Here is a 15,083-nt window from a genome sequence, read left to right on the forward strand (position 1 = left end):
CATAATACCGAACAAAATCCTCACTGCGCATAAAGGCAGTCGAGACTTGTTGCTGGGAGAGCTCGATAAAATTCAAATCAAATTTCACTGCGTTGCTTTTCTAAATTTATCATTATGGTTTATCCCAAAGAGGTGAGGAATACATATAGCTTCCTCTGTTAGATATGTCCCTTCGACCCTCACGTACTATAAAGTCCAATACATTAAAGAATTTTTTTTCAGCCTCAGAAAAATTATCAAATTCAAATGTTCTTCCAATTACATAAGCTCTCTCATCTCTGCTATTCACCATGAATAAACCATCTTTGTAAAATATATGTACAGCAAATGGTGTTCTATTTGTTTCATCGAAAAGAACATACCGTAAAGATATATAATTTTTTTCTTTTATAATACATTCTATTTCTTGTTTGAATTTTTCAATTTGTTCCGAATTCATTTTATCACCTCTTTTAATAAACCTAAATCTTCATAATACTTCAAAGAATTCCCTAGTTGTATCTGAGTTCCTCCACCTGCTCCAAAGACTTTTGCAATTTCTCCTTGTTGAATATTAGCCAGATCTGACAAAGAAAATCCCCGGTTTTCCATTGCATCAATTAAGCTTTCTTTAACTTCTGATGAAGCTGTTTTAAAAGCATTTATTATATTTTCTTCTGTCAAATCATGCATTACTCTATATTGATGATAATCTTGATCCCCCTCTGGATAAGGTAATCCGCGTTTATTAAAAACTATAATTTTTCCATCTTCAACGTTAATTTACTGTTTACCATATCAAATCCATATTAACTCTCACTACTTGCCAGAATTTTTGACCCTTCTGGTAATAATTCTTCTAGCTCTTGACGGGTAAAATGCCTTTGTGCTGCGGCATTATTTTTTAAAACCTCAATGTGTTTTCGCCAAAAAAGCTTATTTGCTTCCTCTTGTGACATATTAGGTGGCCAAGCATCATTTTTTAGCCTAAAATGTAACTCTGCTAAATTCTTTTCTCCACTCTCAATCAACTGAAACAACTCTAGTGGCAATTCATACACCACTCGTTGTTCTGCAATACCTCCTTCATCCACGACAAGATAATATTGTTCGCCGTGTTTCCAGATATGCTGACCATACCCTGCGACTTCCTCAAACTTGATAACGTCTTCCCATGTAATATTGGTAATCCCCATCTTAGTATCCTCCTAATGATCTAGAGGTTATCAAAAGCGAAATGGTTAATCTTTATCTAGCGGTGACACGTAGTTATCTGGGAGTTTACCCTTCCAATCAATCCATTTTTGTTCTGCTAGAGGGATTAATTTTTCGAGTTCTTCTTGAGTAAAGTATTCTCTACTTTTAGGATTAGCTATAAGAGGGGTAAGTCCCTCCTCAATCCATTTTTTTTCACTGGCCTTTCTTTCTTCTTCGGTTGAAGGCCATTCATCATTTTGTAGCTTATAATGAATATCAACCATAGTTTTTGTCCCACTATCAAGCAACTGAAACAGCTCTAGAGGCAACTCATACACCACTCGTTGTTCCGCAATACCTCCTTCATCTGCGACAAGATAATACTGGCCATTATGCCTCCAAATCTGTTGACCGTAGCCTTTTATTTCCTCAAACTTGATAACTTCTTCCCATGTTAATTTACTGCGTTCCATGTGACATCTCCTTCCTTTATACTGATACCGTCCATGACACCCTCCGGCATGTCTCCTGGATAGGTTCTTCCCCCTGGTCGCCACCAACCATTCGCACCGTCTTCCCTACCACTTGGGATTGAGATCCCTTTTTCAGAGACAACTTCCGGTGCTACATCCAAGCGATAAAGTGGATTGTCACCTAAGTACCCTTCGTCAAAGCCCAGTAAGGTTTCATAGAGGCGATTATCACCTTTGGCGACATCTTGAATAACATCCGCATGGTCTTTACTCAACCAAAAACTTGTGCCATCTTTACCTCCAATAATTCCTTCTTGATAATTAGGATCTGGCTTAAATTTTTGAAATCTAGTAGCACCATTCTCAAATTGTTGTCTATGAGCCTCAATATAGTCTGGACTATAAGTATTTTCCACACTAGGACGATCATTTTTTGGAGTTCCCAGTATTCTATCTGGTGAGTAATCTGGCTGATACTCAACCTTAGGTGCCTTTTCCGAGATTTCCAACACTCTCACGCGGTCTTCTGGACTAAGGCCGGCCTCCGCATACTTGTTCCACTGGCTATAACGTTGAGCGTCCCCTGCCGACATACCGTCAATGAAAGTTCTCGCCTTTGCTCCACTCTCCACCACATCATCCACATGTTTACTAGAGAAGCGCATCACCTCACGCAGAGTCTTACTCTCAACGCTGAAGGTAGGCATGGTTCCCATACCTCCCGCAAAGGCAACTGCCTCTTTACGAATGCCAACTGGGATTCGGGTGTCTAATAATTTTTCGCCAAATTTCCCAATGACATTATTGCTCTTCGCTAGGATATTGTCAACCTTTGATCCCCATTTTTCGACATTTGCGAGAACTCTTGCTTTGGTACTGTTCTTGGCTAACTGAATCATCTCAGCTGCCTTAGCTCCTAACTTCGTACCCTTAGCCATCTTCCCTACAGCTGCTGGGCCGAGAAAAAGACTGGCAATCTCAAAGGTCAGACCTCCTGCATCATAGGCATCCATATGGGTGACCTTATCCCAGAGGGCTTTCCCTGTCTCTTGAGCACGATAAGCTGCCTTATCCGCATAGCTGGCATTGGGATCCTGGCCACGCTGAGCCGCTCCTGGATCCGTCAGAGCAGTGTAAGTTCCTACTCCTAACTCCGCAAGGCTAGACAGGTTATCTGCCGTTCCTTGCAAGTCCCGCTTCATCCACTCTGGCATTTTCTAACCTAAAAGTATACTACAAAAAGCTATCACGCAGATAATTATTCACTAATTTTCTACCATACTTAAAAACTCACTAAATGAGTTTGCCAAAAAATAAGCATTCACATCATCAGTAGATGATTCAAATTCATATGTATCATCATAGTAATAAATTCCCCTATTTTCATCATTACTAAGCCAGAACACTATGAAGCCATGTTGAATAGTATCCCCAATAATGATTGAATTTGGGAATAAATCATCCCGATACTCACTAGTCCACTGTTCGATATCTGCATTTTTCATATTCGTTTCAACACCGAACATTACATCAATATTAATTTCTTCACTAATTTGAGAAATTCTTACTAAATTTTTATATCTATAAGCTGTATTTCTACCACCATTTTCTTGTAATAAAAATCTTTTATAATCTTCTGGTAAAACTACTTCAAATTTATTTTCTAATATTGAAATTGCTTCTTCATTGGCAAATCCAAACCTATCAAGCTTCATTGTCATTTTTATTTATTTCCTTTCATAATTGATATACCACCTCGATGAGTAAATTGCCTGTGTGTATCCCTATCAACCGCTTGCAACGTTTTTCCATCCTGGTGATGATGCCAAGTATTACCAATACCTGCATCTCCTGCCTTGGAAAAGTCTTTCGACCTTCCCTCAAAACCACCTTCTATCACAAACTCTTTTTTAACTTGTGGTGGAATACCATTTTTAAAATCAGGAAATCCATCAATATATTTTATTGTGATACCCTCAGAATTTGTATATGCCCATGTTCCATCTTCAAGTATTTCAATTTTCCCTCCTTTATCCAACCATTTTTGTGTTGTCGGAGAGTTTTTAGGTTTAGTTTGTAATAATTCTTTTGTTATATTCTCTGCAGTAAGTTCACCTTTAAAAGTCGCTGTGGATTTCCCAGAACCACTTACACCTCGCGCCACATCATCCGCATGTTTGCTTGAGAGGTGCATCACATCACGTAGTGTCTTACTCTCAGCGCTGAAAGTAGGCATGGCTCCCATACCTCCCGCAAAGGCAACTGCATCTACTCCTTAATTAGGGACAGTCCTTACATTTCTATGAAGGTAGATGTGAGATTTCAACTTACTAAATAGCTCATTATAAAAAGTTTTTTCAATAACTGATTCAAGGAATTTATCACTCATAAATAGGACTCCTTCATAATAATACTATACATGACTAATCTAAAATTTCAGATATTGTTACCTCTTTTTCTTCATTCAAATCATAGAAACCAACATGAACCCCCTCCTCATATAACCACGCTAAATTCGTCCCATACTTCGCTTCAAAGATTTCTTCCATTACGGGCGCAATGGAAAACATGGTTTGTGCTGATACAATTTCAAAATTTTGGGGATTGTTTACGTATTCTTCATCATCGCAACTAGAATAAATGGTCCACCCATTTAATTGTAACAGTTGAGATTTTTCTCTGTAAGTATACGCAATAGGTAATCCTTTTTTTACATTCCTTGATAAGACAAATCCTCCATAATTATCACTTACTTTCATTCTCACACTTCTCCACAATATTTAAAAAATCATTTCTCCAAGATAACTCTTTAGCATAGTCTAACGCAGATTTCCCCGCATCATTTTTTAGGGTATAATCTGCGTTATGTTTTAGCAATAATTCATAAATAGGATATGCATCTTGCGTTGTTAATTTTAAAACAGTTAAAGAATAAATTAATGCTACTGATCCATATTTATCAATTGCATTAATATCTATACCCGCTTCAATTAACTTAGTTATTACATTTACTGCGTAATCTACATTCGGTCTCCAATTTGCTTTAAATTGAAAAAAATTATGTAATGCTGTTCTGCCATCTCTATCTTGATAGTTTATATCTATACCTCTATCAATCAAGAAGTTGACTATCTTAATTCTGTCATCAATTTTATCACTATTAGTGAGAACAACCGATAAAAGATTCAATTGTTCCTTATTTACCTGATTTATACTACCGCTATATAAATCTTTCAGTAATTTAAAATCACCTATCTGTGTAGCTTCAAATACTGCTTTTGATTCCATATCACCTATCTCCTTACTCGTACTTATGACTTCTATTTACTGAAGGTGTTTCTAATCTAAAATTATCTGGATTAGACTGAAATTCTTTAAGTTCATCTAGTGTTATCTCTCTGTTTTTATATTTTTCAAACATTTCTTTATAGATTTTGCCTTTTTCATGTCCAAAATCCACAGCTCCTTTTCTAGGTTGTCCTGGCTTCCACTCAATAATTTCACCAGTATTTAAATCTCGTAATATACCATCTGGATCAACCTGAGCATCATAAACAGCTTTTTCAAATTCAAGCTTCTTCTTTCCTGTGGGCCCTGGTCTACCATTAGGTTTCCCATTTTTAATATAAGGTGCATTATATAATGGTTCTGCACTATTAGACATTTCAGCCATGTCTTGAAAGAACCTTTTTTCCTTAGTCACATCATCCGCATGTTTGCTTGAGAAGTGCATAACCTCACGTAGTGTCTTACTCTCAGCGCTGAAAGTAGGCATGGTTCCCATACCACCCGCAAAGGCAACTGCATCTTTACGGATACCGACTGGGATTCGGGTATCTAATAATTTCTCCCCAAATTTCCCAATGACATTATTGCTCTTCGCTAGGATATTGTCAACCTTTGATCCCCATTTTTCGACATTTGCGAGAATTCTTGCCTTGGTACTGTTCTTGGCTAAGCTAATCATCTCAGCTGTCTTAGCTCCTAACTTGGTCCCCTTAGCCATCTTACCTACAGCTGCTGGACCGACAAAAAGACTGGCAATCTCAAAGGTCAAGCCTCCTGCATCATAGGCATCCATATGGGTGACCTTATCCCAGAGGGCTTTTCCTGTCTCCTGAGCACGATAAGCGGCCTTATCCGCATAGCTGGCATTGGGATCCTGGCCACGCTGAGCCGCTCCTGGATCCGTCAGAGCAGTGTAAGTTCCTACTCCTAACTCCGCAAGGCTAGACAGGTTATCTGCCGTTCCTTGCAAGTCCCGCTTCATCCACTCTGGAGTTTGACCTCCTGTTAAGCGATTGACGCCATCAATACTGGCAATACCAATGATCTGAGTCAAATCTACAGCTCCGATGGCAGTCTCTGAAACCATACTTCCAGCTGCACCAATAAATCCTTCCGCAAACAGGAGGGAATCCTTCATCCATTGAGGAAGCGGTAGATTTCGTGTGCCCTCAACGACATCGCTCCACCAGGAGCCAATCTCATTCGAGCGATCCTTCAGCCAAGCTTGGATGGGGTGATGACGGCGATAAGAGGCTTCTCGCTCAGCGGCTTCTTGTTCTGCCTTGCGTTTAGCAGCCTCAATCGCTTCTGCCTTGGCTTTCGCATACTGCTGATCCATCTCATAAATCGCTTTACCGAGATCTTCATGCGCCACAAAGTTAGTTAAAACAGGATCACTATAACTCAGACTCTTCACTCTTCCAGCAGCCGCCATCTGGCTACTTAAAGCACTAAAAAGCTGTTCCGTACTGCTGGTTGTCGTCATCTTATCAAAGGCATTGACCTTATTCTTCGTATCCTGAACATACTTCCGAGCTGTCTGGGTATTAGTATAGAAGGTGCTGCTTAAGGGAGCACTCAGGTGATAGAGACTCGAAATCCCATCATAGATACTCTTGAAGTTAGTATCCATGACCTTGTGTTTCTCATCGGCTTCATTTAGCTTCTTGACCGCATCATCCAAAGTTTCTTCTGCTAAAACTGCCGTTGCAGAGGTTTCGCCAACAAGATTCTGAAAATCCGTGATCGTCTTGGAAAACTCAGAACCTAGAAATTCTAAGCCATTCTTTAAGCCAACAATCACGGGGTTATGAACATTATTGATTTCATTCGTAATTGCTTTCCCAACTTCTCCATGCATGGAATTACTGGTGATGATGGCATTCATCCCATTTTTAGCGGTATCCAACTGACTCTGAGCAGTTGCGACCATCTTCATATAGGCCTCTTGGGCTTTCTGAAGCTCCGCAATATCTACATAAAATCCCATTAGCCTTCCTCCGTGTTTAAATACGGCTCATAATACCGAACAAAATCCTCACTGCGCATAAAGGCAGTCGAGACTTGTTGCTGGGAGAGCTGTGTCGCACGTAAAACATCCTCTGTGAACTGACTTTCCCAATCGTCACTGTAACCTTCAAAACGAAGTCGCTCAATCATCATGTTACTAACGAAAAAAGCGTCCATTCCAGGCATCTCACCCAAAGGCCAGATGCGAGCCAGATAATCCACTACATAGTCATCAAATCCTTCTTGAAGAGGCATCTTGCGGCCTGAAATCGTAACGAGTGGTCCTGGTCCCTCCGCTAAGCTCTTCTGGAGTTCTTCTGGCAATAACTCCAAATCTAGCTCAACAACAGAACCTAAAGGATAAATAGGACTGTAGACACTGTCCACAATCCCCATGAAATCCTGTAAATCCGTGATGGAAAATAGTTGATCTAGTTGATTATAATGGATCTGAGCTTCCTGCTTTTCATAATCAAAATGACAAGTAAAAGTTGCACCAAAACTTGGCACATACTCATAGACATCCTCTAATTTTCTCAGAGCCTTATAGAGTCCCTTTAATATCTGCGGACGCATTCCTAATTGTTGACCAAGTTGAATTAAAGTATCATCTACTTCGAATGTCTCTCTCGTACGACTAGTAATAATACTTGTAAAAATCTTATTCTTATCGTATTGAACCATTACTTAAACCTCACATTGGCTGTATTCTTATCAAACTGACCGGCCATGGCTTTATCATCAGCCACAATCTTCTCACCAACCGTAATCATTTGAGAAGTACGCTCCATTTCAAAATCCTTATAATCACTCAGAATTTTTTTCGCTTGTTCTTGAAGGGTCTCAAAAGATTTCATCCGATTCAAGGTAGTTTTTCCAATCTTTGTCACTTGAATGTCTGATACAGATGCGACCTTAGTCCGTGCTGAGGTAACAACACGTTGCCAAGAAGCCGAACTGATTCCTATTTTATCCATCTATCCTACTCCCTAAAAAATAGCTGCCAAGAAGCTTTCAACCGCATTCCAAGCACTTCCAATAGCACCACCTAAATCGCCTAGCTCCAATTTTCGCTTTGCGATCTCTGCATCCAACTTCGCCAAATTCATTTCATGCTCATTTTGATGCGTATTCATCGTCGTCGCAATTTTCGATAAAGTCTTATCAAATGTATCACGTCTTGTCCCTTTAAAGGTATCTGTAGAAATAGTTGTAGAGTATTGAGAAACTGTATTGCGGAACTCACTATAGGATTGAATTTGCTTAGAAAGTTCTTTTCTAGCAGATTCTAACTTCTCAATCTCTGCTTTTTTCTTATCGTATGCTTTCTGGTACTGATTCGCCAAACTTTCATAACGACTCGCTTGCGCCCGATTATAAGCATTACTAGCAAGCCGCTTTTCTTCAAAATCACTCATCTTTATACCTCTTTTGACTAAACCTTACAGTTAATAGAATTATATCAAAAATTCTGATGTTTTACCATAAGGAGAATGAAAAATAAAAGTAAGTCAAATGACTCGCTTTCATTCACTGATAAGTTTGATGCGATAACCATCTCGGCTGGTGAAGTAGTTGTACTCATCGACTCCGACAACGAACTCTGTGAAGCTACTCTGGTAAAAATAATAGTATAAAAATGATACTATTTCGTTCTTCCTTTTACCACTTTCTCCTTGTTTTCCTCCAACCACTGTAGATAAAGCTTTGCATAGCGTTCTTCCTCATCGTTACGGTAACCTTCAAATATGACTTCGTCAATATCTTCTTCGTTAAAATAATAAATCTCTTCTGGATTGAGACCATCTGGAAAAACAGAGCCTGTATAGTCAAAAACAACATCTGCCCCCTCCTGATTAACAATCATTCCACGACCAATAATCACAACTTTCTGGTTACCATCTGCTAGGTAAACAATACTTCCTAATGGTAATAACATTTTATGCCTCCTGTGTATTTTTAATAATATGAAATTTAAAACGATTTAAATTATATTGTATTGATATAGCATAGATAAATAAAATTGAATAACCTCCAATAAAGGTAAATAATAGCAGAGTGAGATAATTTGAATTGAAAATCCCAATGAAAAGACACCCTGAGAAAAGCAATATAAAAGTTATTAAATGTTGAATAACCTTAAAAAATGAGGAATTAGATCCTTTCTTATTTTCTTTTATTGTAGCTCGTAATAATAATGCATCCTGAAAATTAAATTTAAGAGTTTTATCCATTCCTAAATTTAAAACTAGAAAAATTAGCAAAGCTCCGATAAAAAATAAAATAAGAATAATTCGCCATGAAGAAAAAATCATGGGATTATTTGCGAATTTTGGAGGAAAGAATAAGAGCCAAAATACCAAAGCAATAGACACAATATCAAATACTTTCCTAAAATTTTCTAACCATATATTAAATGGCTTTACTTCATACTGTTCAACTTGTTCCGTCACATCATAAATTAAGTATTCCGTATTATTATACGCATTAAATCTCCACAAATAATTTCGGATGTCCTTTGGATTAAAATAATCTATTACATAAAGACGGTTATGGACTTCTATTAGATAATAACGGTTATCCAGCCGCCCCACTACACGGGCTACATAGTTAGCTTTTTTCTCCATTATCCAAAAACTCCTTTAATTGCTTTGAGTGGATTGCTAAATGATTTTCCGATATTAGATATTCCTTTTCCTATTCCGTTTAAAAGATCTCCTGCACCATCAACTACAGCTCTAAATGGTTTCACATTTTTATACAGAGCTTTTACACCTACAGAAACAGCTGCCCCCACTGCTACAGCTCCAACTAGACCAACAACAACTGGAGCTCCAGCTAAAGCTGAACCCACAGCAAGACCGGCTACCCAGCCAGCTGTTCCAGCCGTTAAGCCATAACTAACTGCTCTACCAACATTATGGTATTCTTTATAATGGTCACTTCCTTCTGAACACATTCCTAGACCAACAAGTCCTCTTCCACCCCATTTAGCAACATTTCCAAGAACTTTACTGGTAGAATTCGGTATTTTTTTCAGCGTGCTAGTTATCCAATTTCTCATTTTTGAACTATCTTTTATAAATCTTCCTGCGGCATCACGCGGTTGCAAAGTCGCCGCCAGTGAACGACCTATATTTTTAGATTCCTCAATAACTTTCCCTTTAACATGATCCAAAAAAGCTCCTATAGTTTCTTTAGAAAATTCGCTTCCAACCATGGCCTCCGTAAGGCTACTCTTGATCGATACTACTAAAGCTCAAGTGTCAATCTTGGATATGAGATATTCTTTTTCTCTACTATATATTTCTCCTGCAACTGTTCCTCTGCTTCATCAATATATCCCTCAAACCAAATCTTGTCAATATTTCCATGATTGAAGAAATAAACTTGATTATCCGTATTTCCAGAAGGATAAAGACAAGCTGAATAGTCAAAATATCCAATCGTTCCTCGATTATTGTGAAGTGGAAACCGATTTATAATCATCACTTTAGTATTACCGTTCTGTAGTTGAACAACACTTCCAATAGTCAAGTAATTACTCATTCTCTAACTCCTTTATCAATTGATTTAAAATAATATATCGTTCTCTCGTTTTTGTATTTAAGAATAAACAAAAAGGAAAAAGTAAACCGACGGAAACAAATAAGAATAAAAAGATTGATGTCAGTAAATATAGAATAGCAGAAATTGTAACTATTAGAAATAAAGATATGATAGTTATAATCGCAATCTTAGAATTTCTTTTTTCTTGATGAAGAAATATACCATATAATTCTCTCGACAGGTATAAATCAGATAATTCTATCCCTCTATACAACTCTTTAACGTAGATTCGCGAAACAGAAAAAACTGCAATTGTCCCAAATATCAGTATTAAGATATTAAATAATAAAATATTTATAAATAAATATTGATTTAACCATCTAACTATTGGCAACATAAACAGTATAATCACCACTAAGAAAGATTGACTACAGCTGCTTTCTTTTTTATCTATCCTGAGTAGTAATTTTTGACTGCTTTTATCATAAAAAACAGGTTGCTTTCGATAGATTCCTACAGGAATAATTTTATAATTATCTTTCATCATCTCACCCAAATGCACTTCCAAAACCACTCATCATTCCTGTAAAAGCATCGCCGATATTTTTTCCAGCATCATTGACCGTCTTTCCTATGTCGCAATAAATTCATACTGTAAAACTCCCTCTACACTATAATAATTTTACGCTAGTATAAAAAGATATTGATTTTCTTAAAATTTACTTTTTAGATGTCTATCTAATAAGGTTTGAAGCACTAATTTTCGTTTAGGAATTTGAGTAATTCAAAAAACAGGAGAACCTTAAAGGCATCTTCACATAAAGCGGTGCATCATCTAGATTTATAAGCTAATTCATTCTTCCACACTTCCCTTAATCAAATTCGACTGTTCTATCAACTTATCATAATGATTTGCAAATTCAATCTCATCTTCATTTACAAAACCCTTAAAAATAATTTCTTTAATATTTTCATGGTTAAAGAAATAAACATTTTCCGGATTGGACATACCTTGTGGTATCAACACAGCTCCATAGTCAAAATATACTTCTTTTCTCCATCCTTGTTTTACAATACTGCCTCTTGCAATAATTAACAACTGTGTCCCATCACCATTTTTCAGACACACAACACTCCCAAGCGGTAATATTTTTTGATTCATTTAATTACTCCATTTTATCTTTCTTTTTTGATAGTTTTCAACAATACGCATCCAACGAATGATATTATTTTGCCAAAGTAGAAAAACACTCATTCCCGGTAACAACCCCAAGAGACTTATTGCAATAATTTCACTACCTATAGTTTTGCCAATCATGTTAAATACAAAAGCCCCAACAATTAAACTCGCTATAGAAAAAAATACAATGCAAAGAGTCACTATCCAAGCCCATAATTTCTTGCTTTTAGTTATTTTCTTGTTGCTAAAATTATTCCAAATGATATTCCCATACAAGGCTCCTCTAAAAGCCTGCTTTGTAGTCGGAGTAACGGACTTTATGTTTTTATATAAAATTCTCTCCATTATGATTGGAAAACCAACTCCAGCTCCCACCCAAACTATTATCAAATAAACTATAGTTGCTACACTATACTTTTCATGAAAAGGATCCAAAATCGGAAAAATTCTGTACATTATACGAATCAAGATAAGAATCAAAATGATACAAACAATATATTTCCAACTATATTTGGAGTTTTGTGTATTCAACAGTGAGCTTTTAGATGCCGCTAACGGTACCTGCTCTTCTGTATCAAAGTATATGGCTTGATTATTAAATTCCCCAATATAAATAATTTTTCTAAACATTTTAAATTACCAAAGTTTAAAATTATCCCAATTCCATTTCCCGTGAGCAAATCCATCATAAAGAGTATTTGCAATTCCACCAACCAGATATCCAGTTGCCGCTCCTGCTAATGCCCCAACTACGGGAACTGGAATAAAATTTCCCACTGCAGCTCCTACATAAATAGCCCCTATAGATGTTGTCGTATGTGCGACACCATCTATAGTAGCACTTGTTTCACCATACTCATCTTTTCTTTCAAGATAAGTTAAACCACCATCCAGTACAGCCAGACTTCCTCCTAGAATACCTACGCTTTTAGCTACACCTTTTATACCTGTTCCTCGTACAACAGTACCTGTACCATTAGCTAATTCATCCAATCGTTTTGCATTCTGAACAGCTTTATAGCGACTCACATCTCCATTGACTTGTTTCCATGTTTTATATCCAGAAGTTGTACTTTTTACTCTTTTGCCATACCATGTACCATTCTTAATCTTATGATAACTTGCAATAGCTTCCCTACTAGCTAAATGTCCTGTAATACCATAACTAATAAAACTTATTGAATTTTTAAATTTTTCTAGATGTTCCAAATATCGTTCATCACTCTTATCTCCGGTAGTAACTGTTTTCTCGGTCACCTCCCTCGCCAGAGCCTGCAATTCCTCAATCCCTGCCTTGTCCTTATCAAATGCAACGCCTGGATGATTCTTCTGGAAGTAAGCCCTTGCTAGGCTATCCACTTTCTGGTGATAACGATTTGCCGCCTTCTTGAAATGAGGATTACGATAGATATCAAGCGCTTCAGGATTACGATAAGGGCTGCCCATGGTAACCGTCCCACTCACCTTCGTTAAGCCCTTATTTTGATTGTTTAAAATCGCATCTAACTCACTTGTGATCTGCTTGCCATTGAAGGCAGCCAGGCGCTTCTCCGTCTCGGAAAGCGACTGTTTCGACGCCTCAATAGCCCGATCTAGCTTATCCTTGCTGGGAGCTTTCAGTAAGATCAAGTCAGAAATTTCCGTATAATACTTATTCGTCGCATCCATATCCCGGACAATGGAGGAATGGAGACCATCCACACTCTGCTTCAAGCTAGTTAAGGCCTCACTGTTGATGACAGCTGTTGCGCTTTTCTCACCGACTGTTGATTCAAAGTCAGAAATCAGATTGTCAAACTCAGTATAAAGCAGATTAGAATAATCCACATAGCCCTGAAGAAGGGGAAGGTTGTAATAGTTCAACTCATGGTTAATCGCAGTCTTGACATCACCACGCAGCGCTTGGCTGGAGGCAAGACTCTGCGCAGTCGACTGTGCCTCAGCCAAATCAGCCTCGAAAGCTTGGGTCTGTTTATAGAGAAAATTCTTTAAACTTTCCAACTCATTACGCTTGATTTTCATCGTCTAACTCCTCCTGTAATCGTAGATAAAAGTGGGAAGGAATAGCTGTTTTCATCAATATTTCCCGTAATTGACCCACATAGGAACTTTCTTTTTCTGATTCCGCATAACCCTGAGCGATAATTCGTTTGATCATGGTCTTATGAATCGCCATCGGTGGAAGCTCTGCTTGAAGACCAAGTGGCCAGAACTGTGCTAAATAATCCACATAAGCTCCGTCGAAAACGACTTTTCGCCCCATAATCATGACATAAAGTGCCTCATCTCCTAAAAGTGACACTACTAACTCTTGAGATAGCTGCTCCTTATCAATCTCAACCAATGTGCCCAAGGGAAGAATGTCACTATAAACCTTATCAACCCCATCTAGAAAATGGACAAATTCACTTTTAGCTAGCATAATATCTGTCTCGTTCCGACAAATATACACTTCTTTCGGTAAAAAAGTCACTTCAATATCAGCGCCAATCCGCGGATGATAAATATAGTTTGGCTTTTTATCCAAAAAAGCTTTTACGATTGCGCCCAATACCTCTGGACGATTTTTTAAAATAAAAGCTATCTGATGTAAAAAATCTGTAGTGGGAAATGCCGTATTACCGTCACAATACTCTTTCCAAATTTGTTCTGCTGTCTTCATTTTAATCTAATCCCATCTTGAAATCCATCGGCTCCTGAACGATCATCCAACAACTTATTCTCAGAAACCCTAAGCATATTAGAGGATTGAGAATTCACATAAGTTCGATATTTTATGACAGATGTATTTAAATTCTGAATGGCTTGATTAAAGTTCTTAAAAGGAGACAAATCTGTATAGGAAAAAGGGAGAGTAGATAGTGGACGAACAGAGGCAACATCCGAATGATAATGTCCGACCTGTCCAGCCCATTCTTCTGTTTGAACATATATTTCTGCTTGACCTGACATACTAGTCCTCCTCCCAATTCAAGCGATGATAGTATTCAATCTGGCTATTTAGACTATTAATTTTTTTCTGGCAATCTTCAATATTCCCATTATATTCTGATATTTTAAAGCGAATACTCTTACGATTCATTTCTGTATCTGTCAACCAAGTTGTAATCGCATCGGAAATTCCTGCTAACGTTTTATCAAAATCTTCCCGACGAGTCCCTTGAAAATCAGTTGTAGAGTGCTTATTCAAATCACTCGCAGAAGTCTTGTTTTTACTAACAACATCCATCTGACTCTGAATACGATCATTCGCAGATTCCAACCGTCTTATCTTATCCTCATAAGTACGTATATCCAAACGGATCCAACGAATTTGCGCATGACAATTCGCAATAGCACTATCGTATCGTCCCATAAATAAACTCCTCCATTTTTTCTCTAATTATATCAAAAATTCTGATGTTTTA

Annotated in this window: 24 protein-coding genes; all 24 read right to left on the minus strand. The window is 37.6% G+C overall.

Features of this window, described 5'->3' with window-relative positions:
- Nucleotides 1-112: 112 nt before the first annotated feature.
- The 24 genes from ACVBD2_RS05580 to ACVBD2_RS05695 all read right to left on the minus strand — a co-directional run bounded on the left by ACVBD2_RS05580 (nt 113) and on the right by ACVBD2_RS05695 (nt 15,031).
- Nucleotides 113-439: an Imm59 family immunity protein gene (locus tag ACVBD2_RS05580; RefSeq protein ID WP_084946679.1), complete on the minus strand. Its 327-nt coding sequence runs from the start codon at nt 437-439 to the stop codon at nt 113-115.
- Nucleotides 436-672 (minus strand): hypothetical protein, encoded by a 237-nt coding sequence (locus ACVBD2_RS05585; RefSeq protein ID WP_371638784.1) that lies wholly within the window; start codon nt 670-672, stop codon nt 436-438. Before ACVBD2_RS05585 ends, ACVBD2_RS05580 begins: the two co-directional genes overlap by 4 nt.
- A gap of 116 nt (nt 673-788) precedes the next feature.
- Entirely contained in the window at nt 789-1,175 is a 387-nt protein-coding gene (locus ACVBD2_RS05590) for a hypothetical protein (RefSeq protein ID WP_084946685.1), read from the minus strand.
- Between the two features lie 45 nt (nt 1,176-1,220).
- Nucleotides 1,221-1,649 (minus strand): hypothetical protein, encoded by a 429-nt coding sequence (locus tag ACVBD2_RS05595; protein WP_004263618.1) that lies wholly within the window; start codon nt 1,647-1,649, stop codon nt 1,221-1,223.
- Nucleotides 1,631-2,863 carry a hypothetical protein gene (locus ACVBD2_RS05600; RefSeq protein ID WP_461685344.1) on the minus strand — a complete coding sequence of 411 codons (1,233 nt, stop codon included), beginning with the start codon at nt 2,861-2,863 and terminating at the stop codon, nt 1,631-1,633. The genes ACVBD2_RS05595 and ACVBD2_RS05600 overlap by 19 nt, the downstream gene beginning before the upstream one ends.
- Before the next feature lie 51 nt (nt 2,864-2,914).
- The gene (locus ACVBD2_RS05605) at nt 2,915-3,370 is read right to left on the minus strand and encodes an SMI1/KNR4 family protein (protein WP_461685345.1); all 456 of its coding nucleotides are present in this window, start codon (nt 3,368-3,370) and stop codon (nt 2,915-2,917) included.
- Nucleotides 3,371-3,372: 2 nt separating this feature from the next.
- A complete protein-coding gene (locus tag ACVBD2_RS05610; protein ID WP_461685346.1) occupies nt 3,373-3,894 on the minus strand; it encodes an HNH endonuclease in 522 nt (173 codons plus the stop codon).
- 178 nt (nt 3,895-4,072) lie between these two features.
- Complete coding sequence (locus ACVBD2_RS05615; protein WP_461685347.1) at nt 4,073-4,408, minus strand: DUF2185 domain-containing protein; 336 nt, start codon at nt 4,406-4,408, stop codon at nt 4,073-4,075.
- The gene (locus tag ACVBD2_RS05620) at nt 4,395-4,937 is read right to left on the minus strand and encodes an ankyrin repeat domain-containing protein (protein WP_461685348.1); all 543 of its coding nucleotides are present in this window, start codon (nt 4,935-4,937) and stop codon (nt 4,395-4,397) included. Before ACVBD2_RS05620 ends, ACVBD2_RS05615 begins: the two co-directional genes overlap by 14 nt.
- 13 nt (nt 4,938-4,950) lie before the next feature.
- Nucleotides 4,951-6,927, minus strand: a complete 1,977-nt coding sequence (locus tag ACVBD2_RS05625; protein ID WP_461685349.1) for a T7SS effector LXG polymorphic toxin — start codon at nt 6,925-6,927, stop codon at nt 4,951-4,953.
- The gene (locus ACVBD2_RS05630; protein WP_084948586.1) at nt 6,927-7,631 is read right to left on the minus strand and encodes a DUF4176 domain-containing protein; all 705 of its coding nucleotides are present in this window, start codon (nt 7,629-7,631) and stop codon (nt 6,927-6,929) included. Before ACVBD2_RS05630 ends, ACVBD2_RS05625 begins: the two co-directional genes overlap by 1 nt.
- Complete coding sequence (locus ACVBD2_RS05635; RefSeq protein WP_000357787.1) at nt 7,631-7,924, minus strand: hypothetical protein; 294 nt, start codon at nt 7,922-7,924, stop codon at nt 7,631-7,633. Before ACVBD2_RS05635 ends, ACVBD2_RS05630 begins: the two co-directional genes overlap by 1 nt.
- A gap of 12 nt (nt 7,925-7,936) precedes the next feature.
- A complete protein-coding gene (locus ACVBD2_RS05640; RefSeq protein ID WP_070842359.1) occupies nt 7,937-8,365 on the minus strand; it encodes a DUF5082 domain-containing protein in 429 nt (142 codons plus the stop codon).
- A gap of 227 nt (nt 8,366-8,592) precedes the next feature.
- Complete coding sequence (locus ACVBD2_RS05645; protein ID WP_084948591.1) at nt 8,593-8,886, minus strand: DUF4176 domain-containing protein; 294 nt, start codon at nt 8,884-8,886, stop codon at nt 8,593-8,595.
- A gap of 1 nt (nt 8,887) precedes the next feature.
- Nucleotides 8,888-9,574 carry a hypothetical protein gene (locus ACVBD2_RS05650; protein ID WP_461685350.1) on the minus strand — a complete coding sequence of 229 codons (687 nt, stop codon included), beginning with the start codon at nt 9,572-9,574 and terminating at the stop codon, nt 8,888-8,890.
- Nucleotides 9,574-10,167 carry a hypothetical protein gene (locus tag ACVBD2_RS05655; protein ID WP_461685351.1) on the minus strand — a complete coding sequence of 198 codons (594 nt, stop codon included), beginning with the start codon at nt 10,165-10,167 and terminating at the stop codon, nt 9,574-9,576. Before ACVBD2_RS05655 ends, ACVBD2_RS05650 begins: the two co-directional genes overlap by 1 nt.
- Before the next feature lie 32 nt (nt 10,168-10,199).
- Nucleotides 10,200-10,496: a DUF4176 domain-containing protein gene (locus ACVBD2_RS05660; protein WP_461685352.1), complete on the minus strand. Its 297-nt coding sequence runs from the start codon at nt 10,494-10,496 to the stop codon at nt 10,200-10,202.
- On the minus strand, nt 10,489-11,070 hold the full coding sequence (locus ACVBD2_RS05665) for a hypothetical protein (protein WP_461685353.1): 582 nt from the start codon (nt 11,068-11,070) through the stop codon (nt 10,489-10,491). Before ACVBD2_RS05665 ends, ACVBD2_RS05660 begins: the two co-directional genes overlap by 8 nt.
- Nucleotides 11,071-11,349: 279 nt before the next feature.
- On the minus strand, nt 11,350-11,658 hold the full coding sequence (locus tag ACVBD2_RS05670) for a DUF4176 domain-containing protein (protein WP_138100263.1): 309 nt from the start codon (nt 11,656-11,658) through the stop codon (nt 11,350-11,352).
- Nucleotides 11,659-12,306, minus strand: a complete 648-nt coding sequence (locus ACVBD2_RS05675; RefSeq protein WP_461685354.1) for a hypothetical protein — start codon at nt 12,304-12,306, stop codon at nt 11,659-11,661.
- A gap of 6 nt (nt 12,307-12,312) precedes the next feature.
- Nucleotides 12,313-13,698, minus strand: a complete 1,386-nt coding sequence (locus ACVBD2_RS05680) for a T7SS effector LXG polymorphic toxin (protein WP_461685355.1) — start codon at nt 13,696-13,698, stop codon at nt 12,313-12,315.
- Complete coding sequence (locus ACVBD2_RS05685; RefSeq protein ID WP_461685356.1) at nt 13,682-14,338, minus strand: DUF4176 domain-containing protein; 657 nt, start codon at nt 14,336-14,338, stop codon at nt 13,682-13,684. The genes ACVBD2_RS05680 and ACVBD2_RS05685 overlap by 17 nt, the downstream gene beginning before the upstream one ends.
- Nucleotides 14,335-14,628 carry a penicillin-binding protein gene (locus tag ACVBD2_RS05690; protein ID WP_461685357.1) on the minus strand — a complete coding sequence of 98 codons (294 nt, stop codon included), beginning with the start codon at nt 14,626-14,628 and terminating at the stop codon, nt 14,335-14,337. Before ACVBD2_RS05690 ends, ACVBD2_RS05685 begins: the two co-directional genes overlap by 4 nt.
- Nucleotide 14,629: 1 nt before the next feature.
- Nucleotides 14,630-15,031, minus strand: a complete 402-nt coding sequence (locus ACVBD2_RS05695) for a YwqH-like family protein (protein WP_461685358.1) — start codon at nt 15,029-15,031, stop codon at nt 14,630-14,632.
- Nucleotides 15,032-15,083: the final 52 nt, after the last annotated feature.

The organism is Streptococcus sp. KHUD_018 (assembly GCF_054861215.1).

Coding starts and splice junctions, on each gene's coding strand:
- ACVBD2_RS05585 (WP_371638784.1), bottom strand. CDS start 672: ATGCATGATTTGACAGAAGAAAATATAATAAATGCTTTTAAAACAGCT.
- ACVBD2_RS05660 (WP_461685352.1), bottom strand. CDS start 10,496: ATGAGTAATTACTTGACTATTGGAAGTGTTGTTCAACTACAGAACGGT.
- ACVBD2_RS05655 (WP_461685351.1), bottom strand. CDS start 10,167: ATGGTTGGAAGCGAATTTTCTAAAGAAACTATAGGAGCTTTTTTGGAT.
- ACVBD2_RS05635 (WP_000357787.1), bottom strand. CDS start 7,924: ATGGATAAAATAGGAATCAGTTCGGCTTCTTGGCAACGTGTTGTTACC.
- ACVBD2_RS05610 (WP_461685346.1), bottom strand. CDS start 3,894: ATGGGAGCCATGCCTACTTTCAGCGCTGAGAGTAAGACACTACGTGAT.
- ACVBD2_RS05595 (WP_004263618.1), bottom strand. CDS start 1,649: ATGGAACGCAGTAAATTAACATGGGAAGAAGTTATCAAGTTTGAGGAA.
- ACVBD2_RS05630 (WP_084948586.1), bottom strand. CDS start 7,631: ATGGTTCAATACGATAAGAATAAGATTTTTACAAGTATTATTACTAGT.
- ACVBD2_RS05680 (WP_461685355.1), bottom strand. CDS start 13,698: ATGAAAATCAAGCGTAATGAGTTGGAAAGTTTAAAGAATTTTCTCTAT.
- ACVBD2_RS05640 (WP_070842359.1), bottom strand. CDS start 8,365: ATGAGTGATTTTGAAGAAAAGCGGCTTGCTAGTAATGCTTATAATCGG.
- ACVBD2_RS05615 (WP_461685347.1), bottom strand. CDS start 4,408: ATGAAAGTAAGTGATAATTATGGAGGATTTGTCTTATCAAGGAATGTA.
- ACVBD2_RS05690 (WP_461685357.1), bottom strand. CDS start 14,628: ATGTCAGGTCAAGCAGAAATATATGTTCAAACAGAAGAATGGGCTGGA.
- ACVBD2_RS05675 (WP_461685354.1), bottom strand. CDS start 12,306: ATGTTTAGAAAAATTATTTATATTGGGGAATTTAATAATCAAGCCATA.
- ACVBD2_RS05625 (WP_461685349.1), bottom strand. CDS start 6,927: ATGGGATTTTATGTAGATATTGCGGAGCTTCAGAAAGCCCAAGAGGCC.
- ACVBD2_RS05645 (WP_084948591.1), bottom strand. CDS start 8,886: ATGTTATTACCATTAGGAAGTATTGTTTACCTAGCAGATGGTAACCAG.
- ACVBD2_RS05590 (WP_084946685.1), bottom strand. CDS start 1,175: ATGGGGATTACCAATATTACATGGGAAGACGTTATCAAGTTTGAGGAA.
- ACVBD2_RS05650 (WP_461685350.1), bottom strand. CDS start 9,574: ATGGAGAAAAAAGCTAACTATGTAGCCCGTGTAGTGGGGCGGCTGGAT.
- ACVBD2_RS05600 (WP_461685344.1), bottom strand. CDS start 2,863: ATGCCAGAGTGGATGAAGCGGGACTTGCAAGGAACGGCAGATAACCTG.
- ACVBD2_RS05620 (WP_461685348.1), bottom strand. CDS start 4,937: ATGGAATCAAAAGCAGTATTTGAAGCTACACAGATAGGTGATTTTAAA.
- ACVBD2_RS05685 (WP_461685356.1), bottom strand. CDS start 14,338: ATGAAGACAGCAGAACAAATTTGGAAAGAGTATTGTGACGGTAATACG.
- ACVBD2_RS05670 (WP_138100263.1), bottom strand. CDS start 11,658: ATGAATCAAAAAATATTACCGCTTGGGAGTGTTGTGTGTCTGAAAAAT.
- ACVBD2_RS05605 (WP_461685345.1), bottom strand. CDS start 3,370: ATGACAATGAAGCTTGATAGGTTTGGATTTGCCAATGAAGAAGCAATT.
- ACVBD2_RS05695 (WP_461685358.1), bottom strand. CDS start 15,031: ATGGGACGATACGATAGTGCTATTGCGAATTGTCATGCGCAAATTCGT.
- ACVBD2_RS05580 (WP_084946679.1), bottom strand. CDS start 439: ATGAATTCGGAACAAATTGAAAAATTCAAACAAGAAATAGAATGTATT.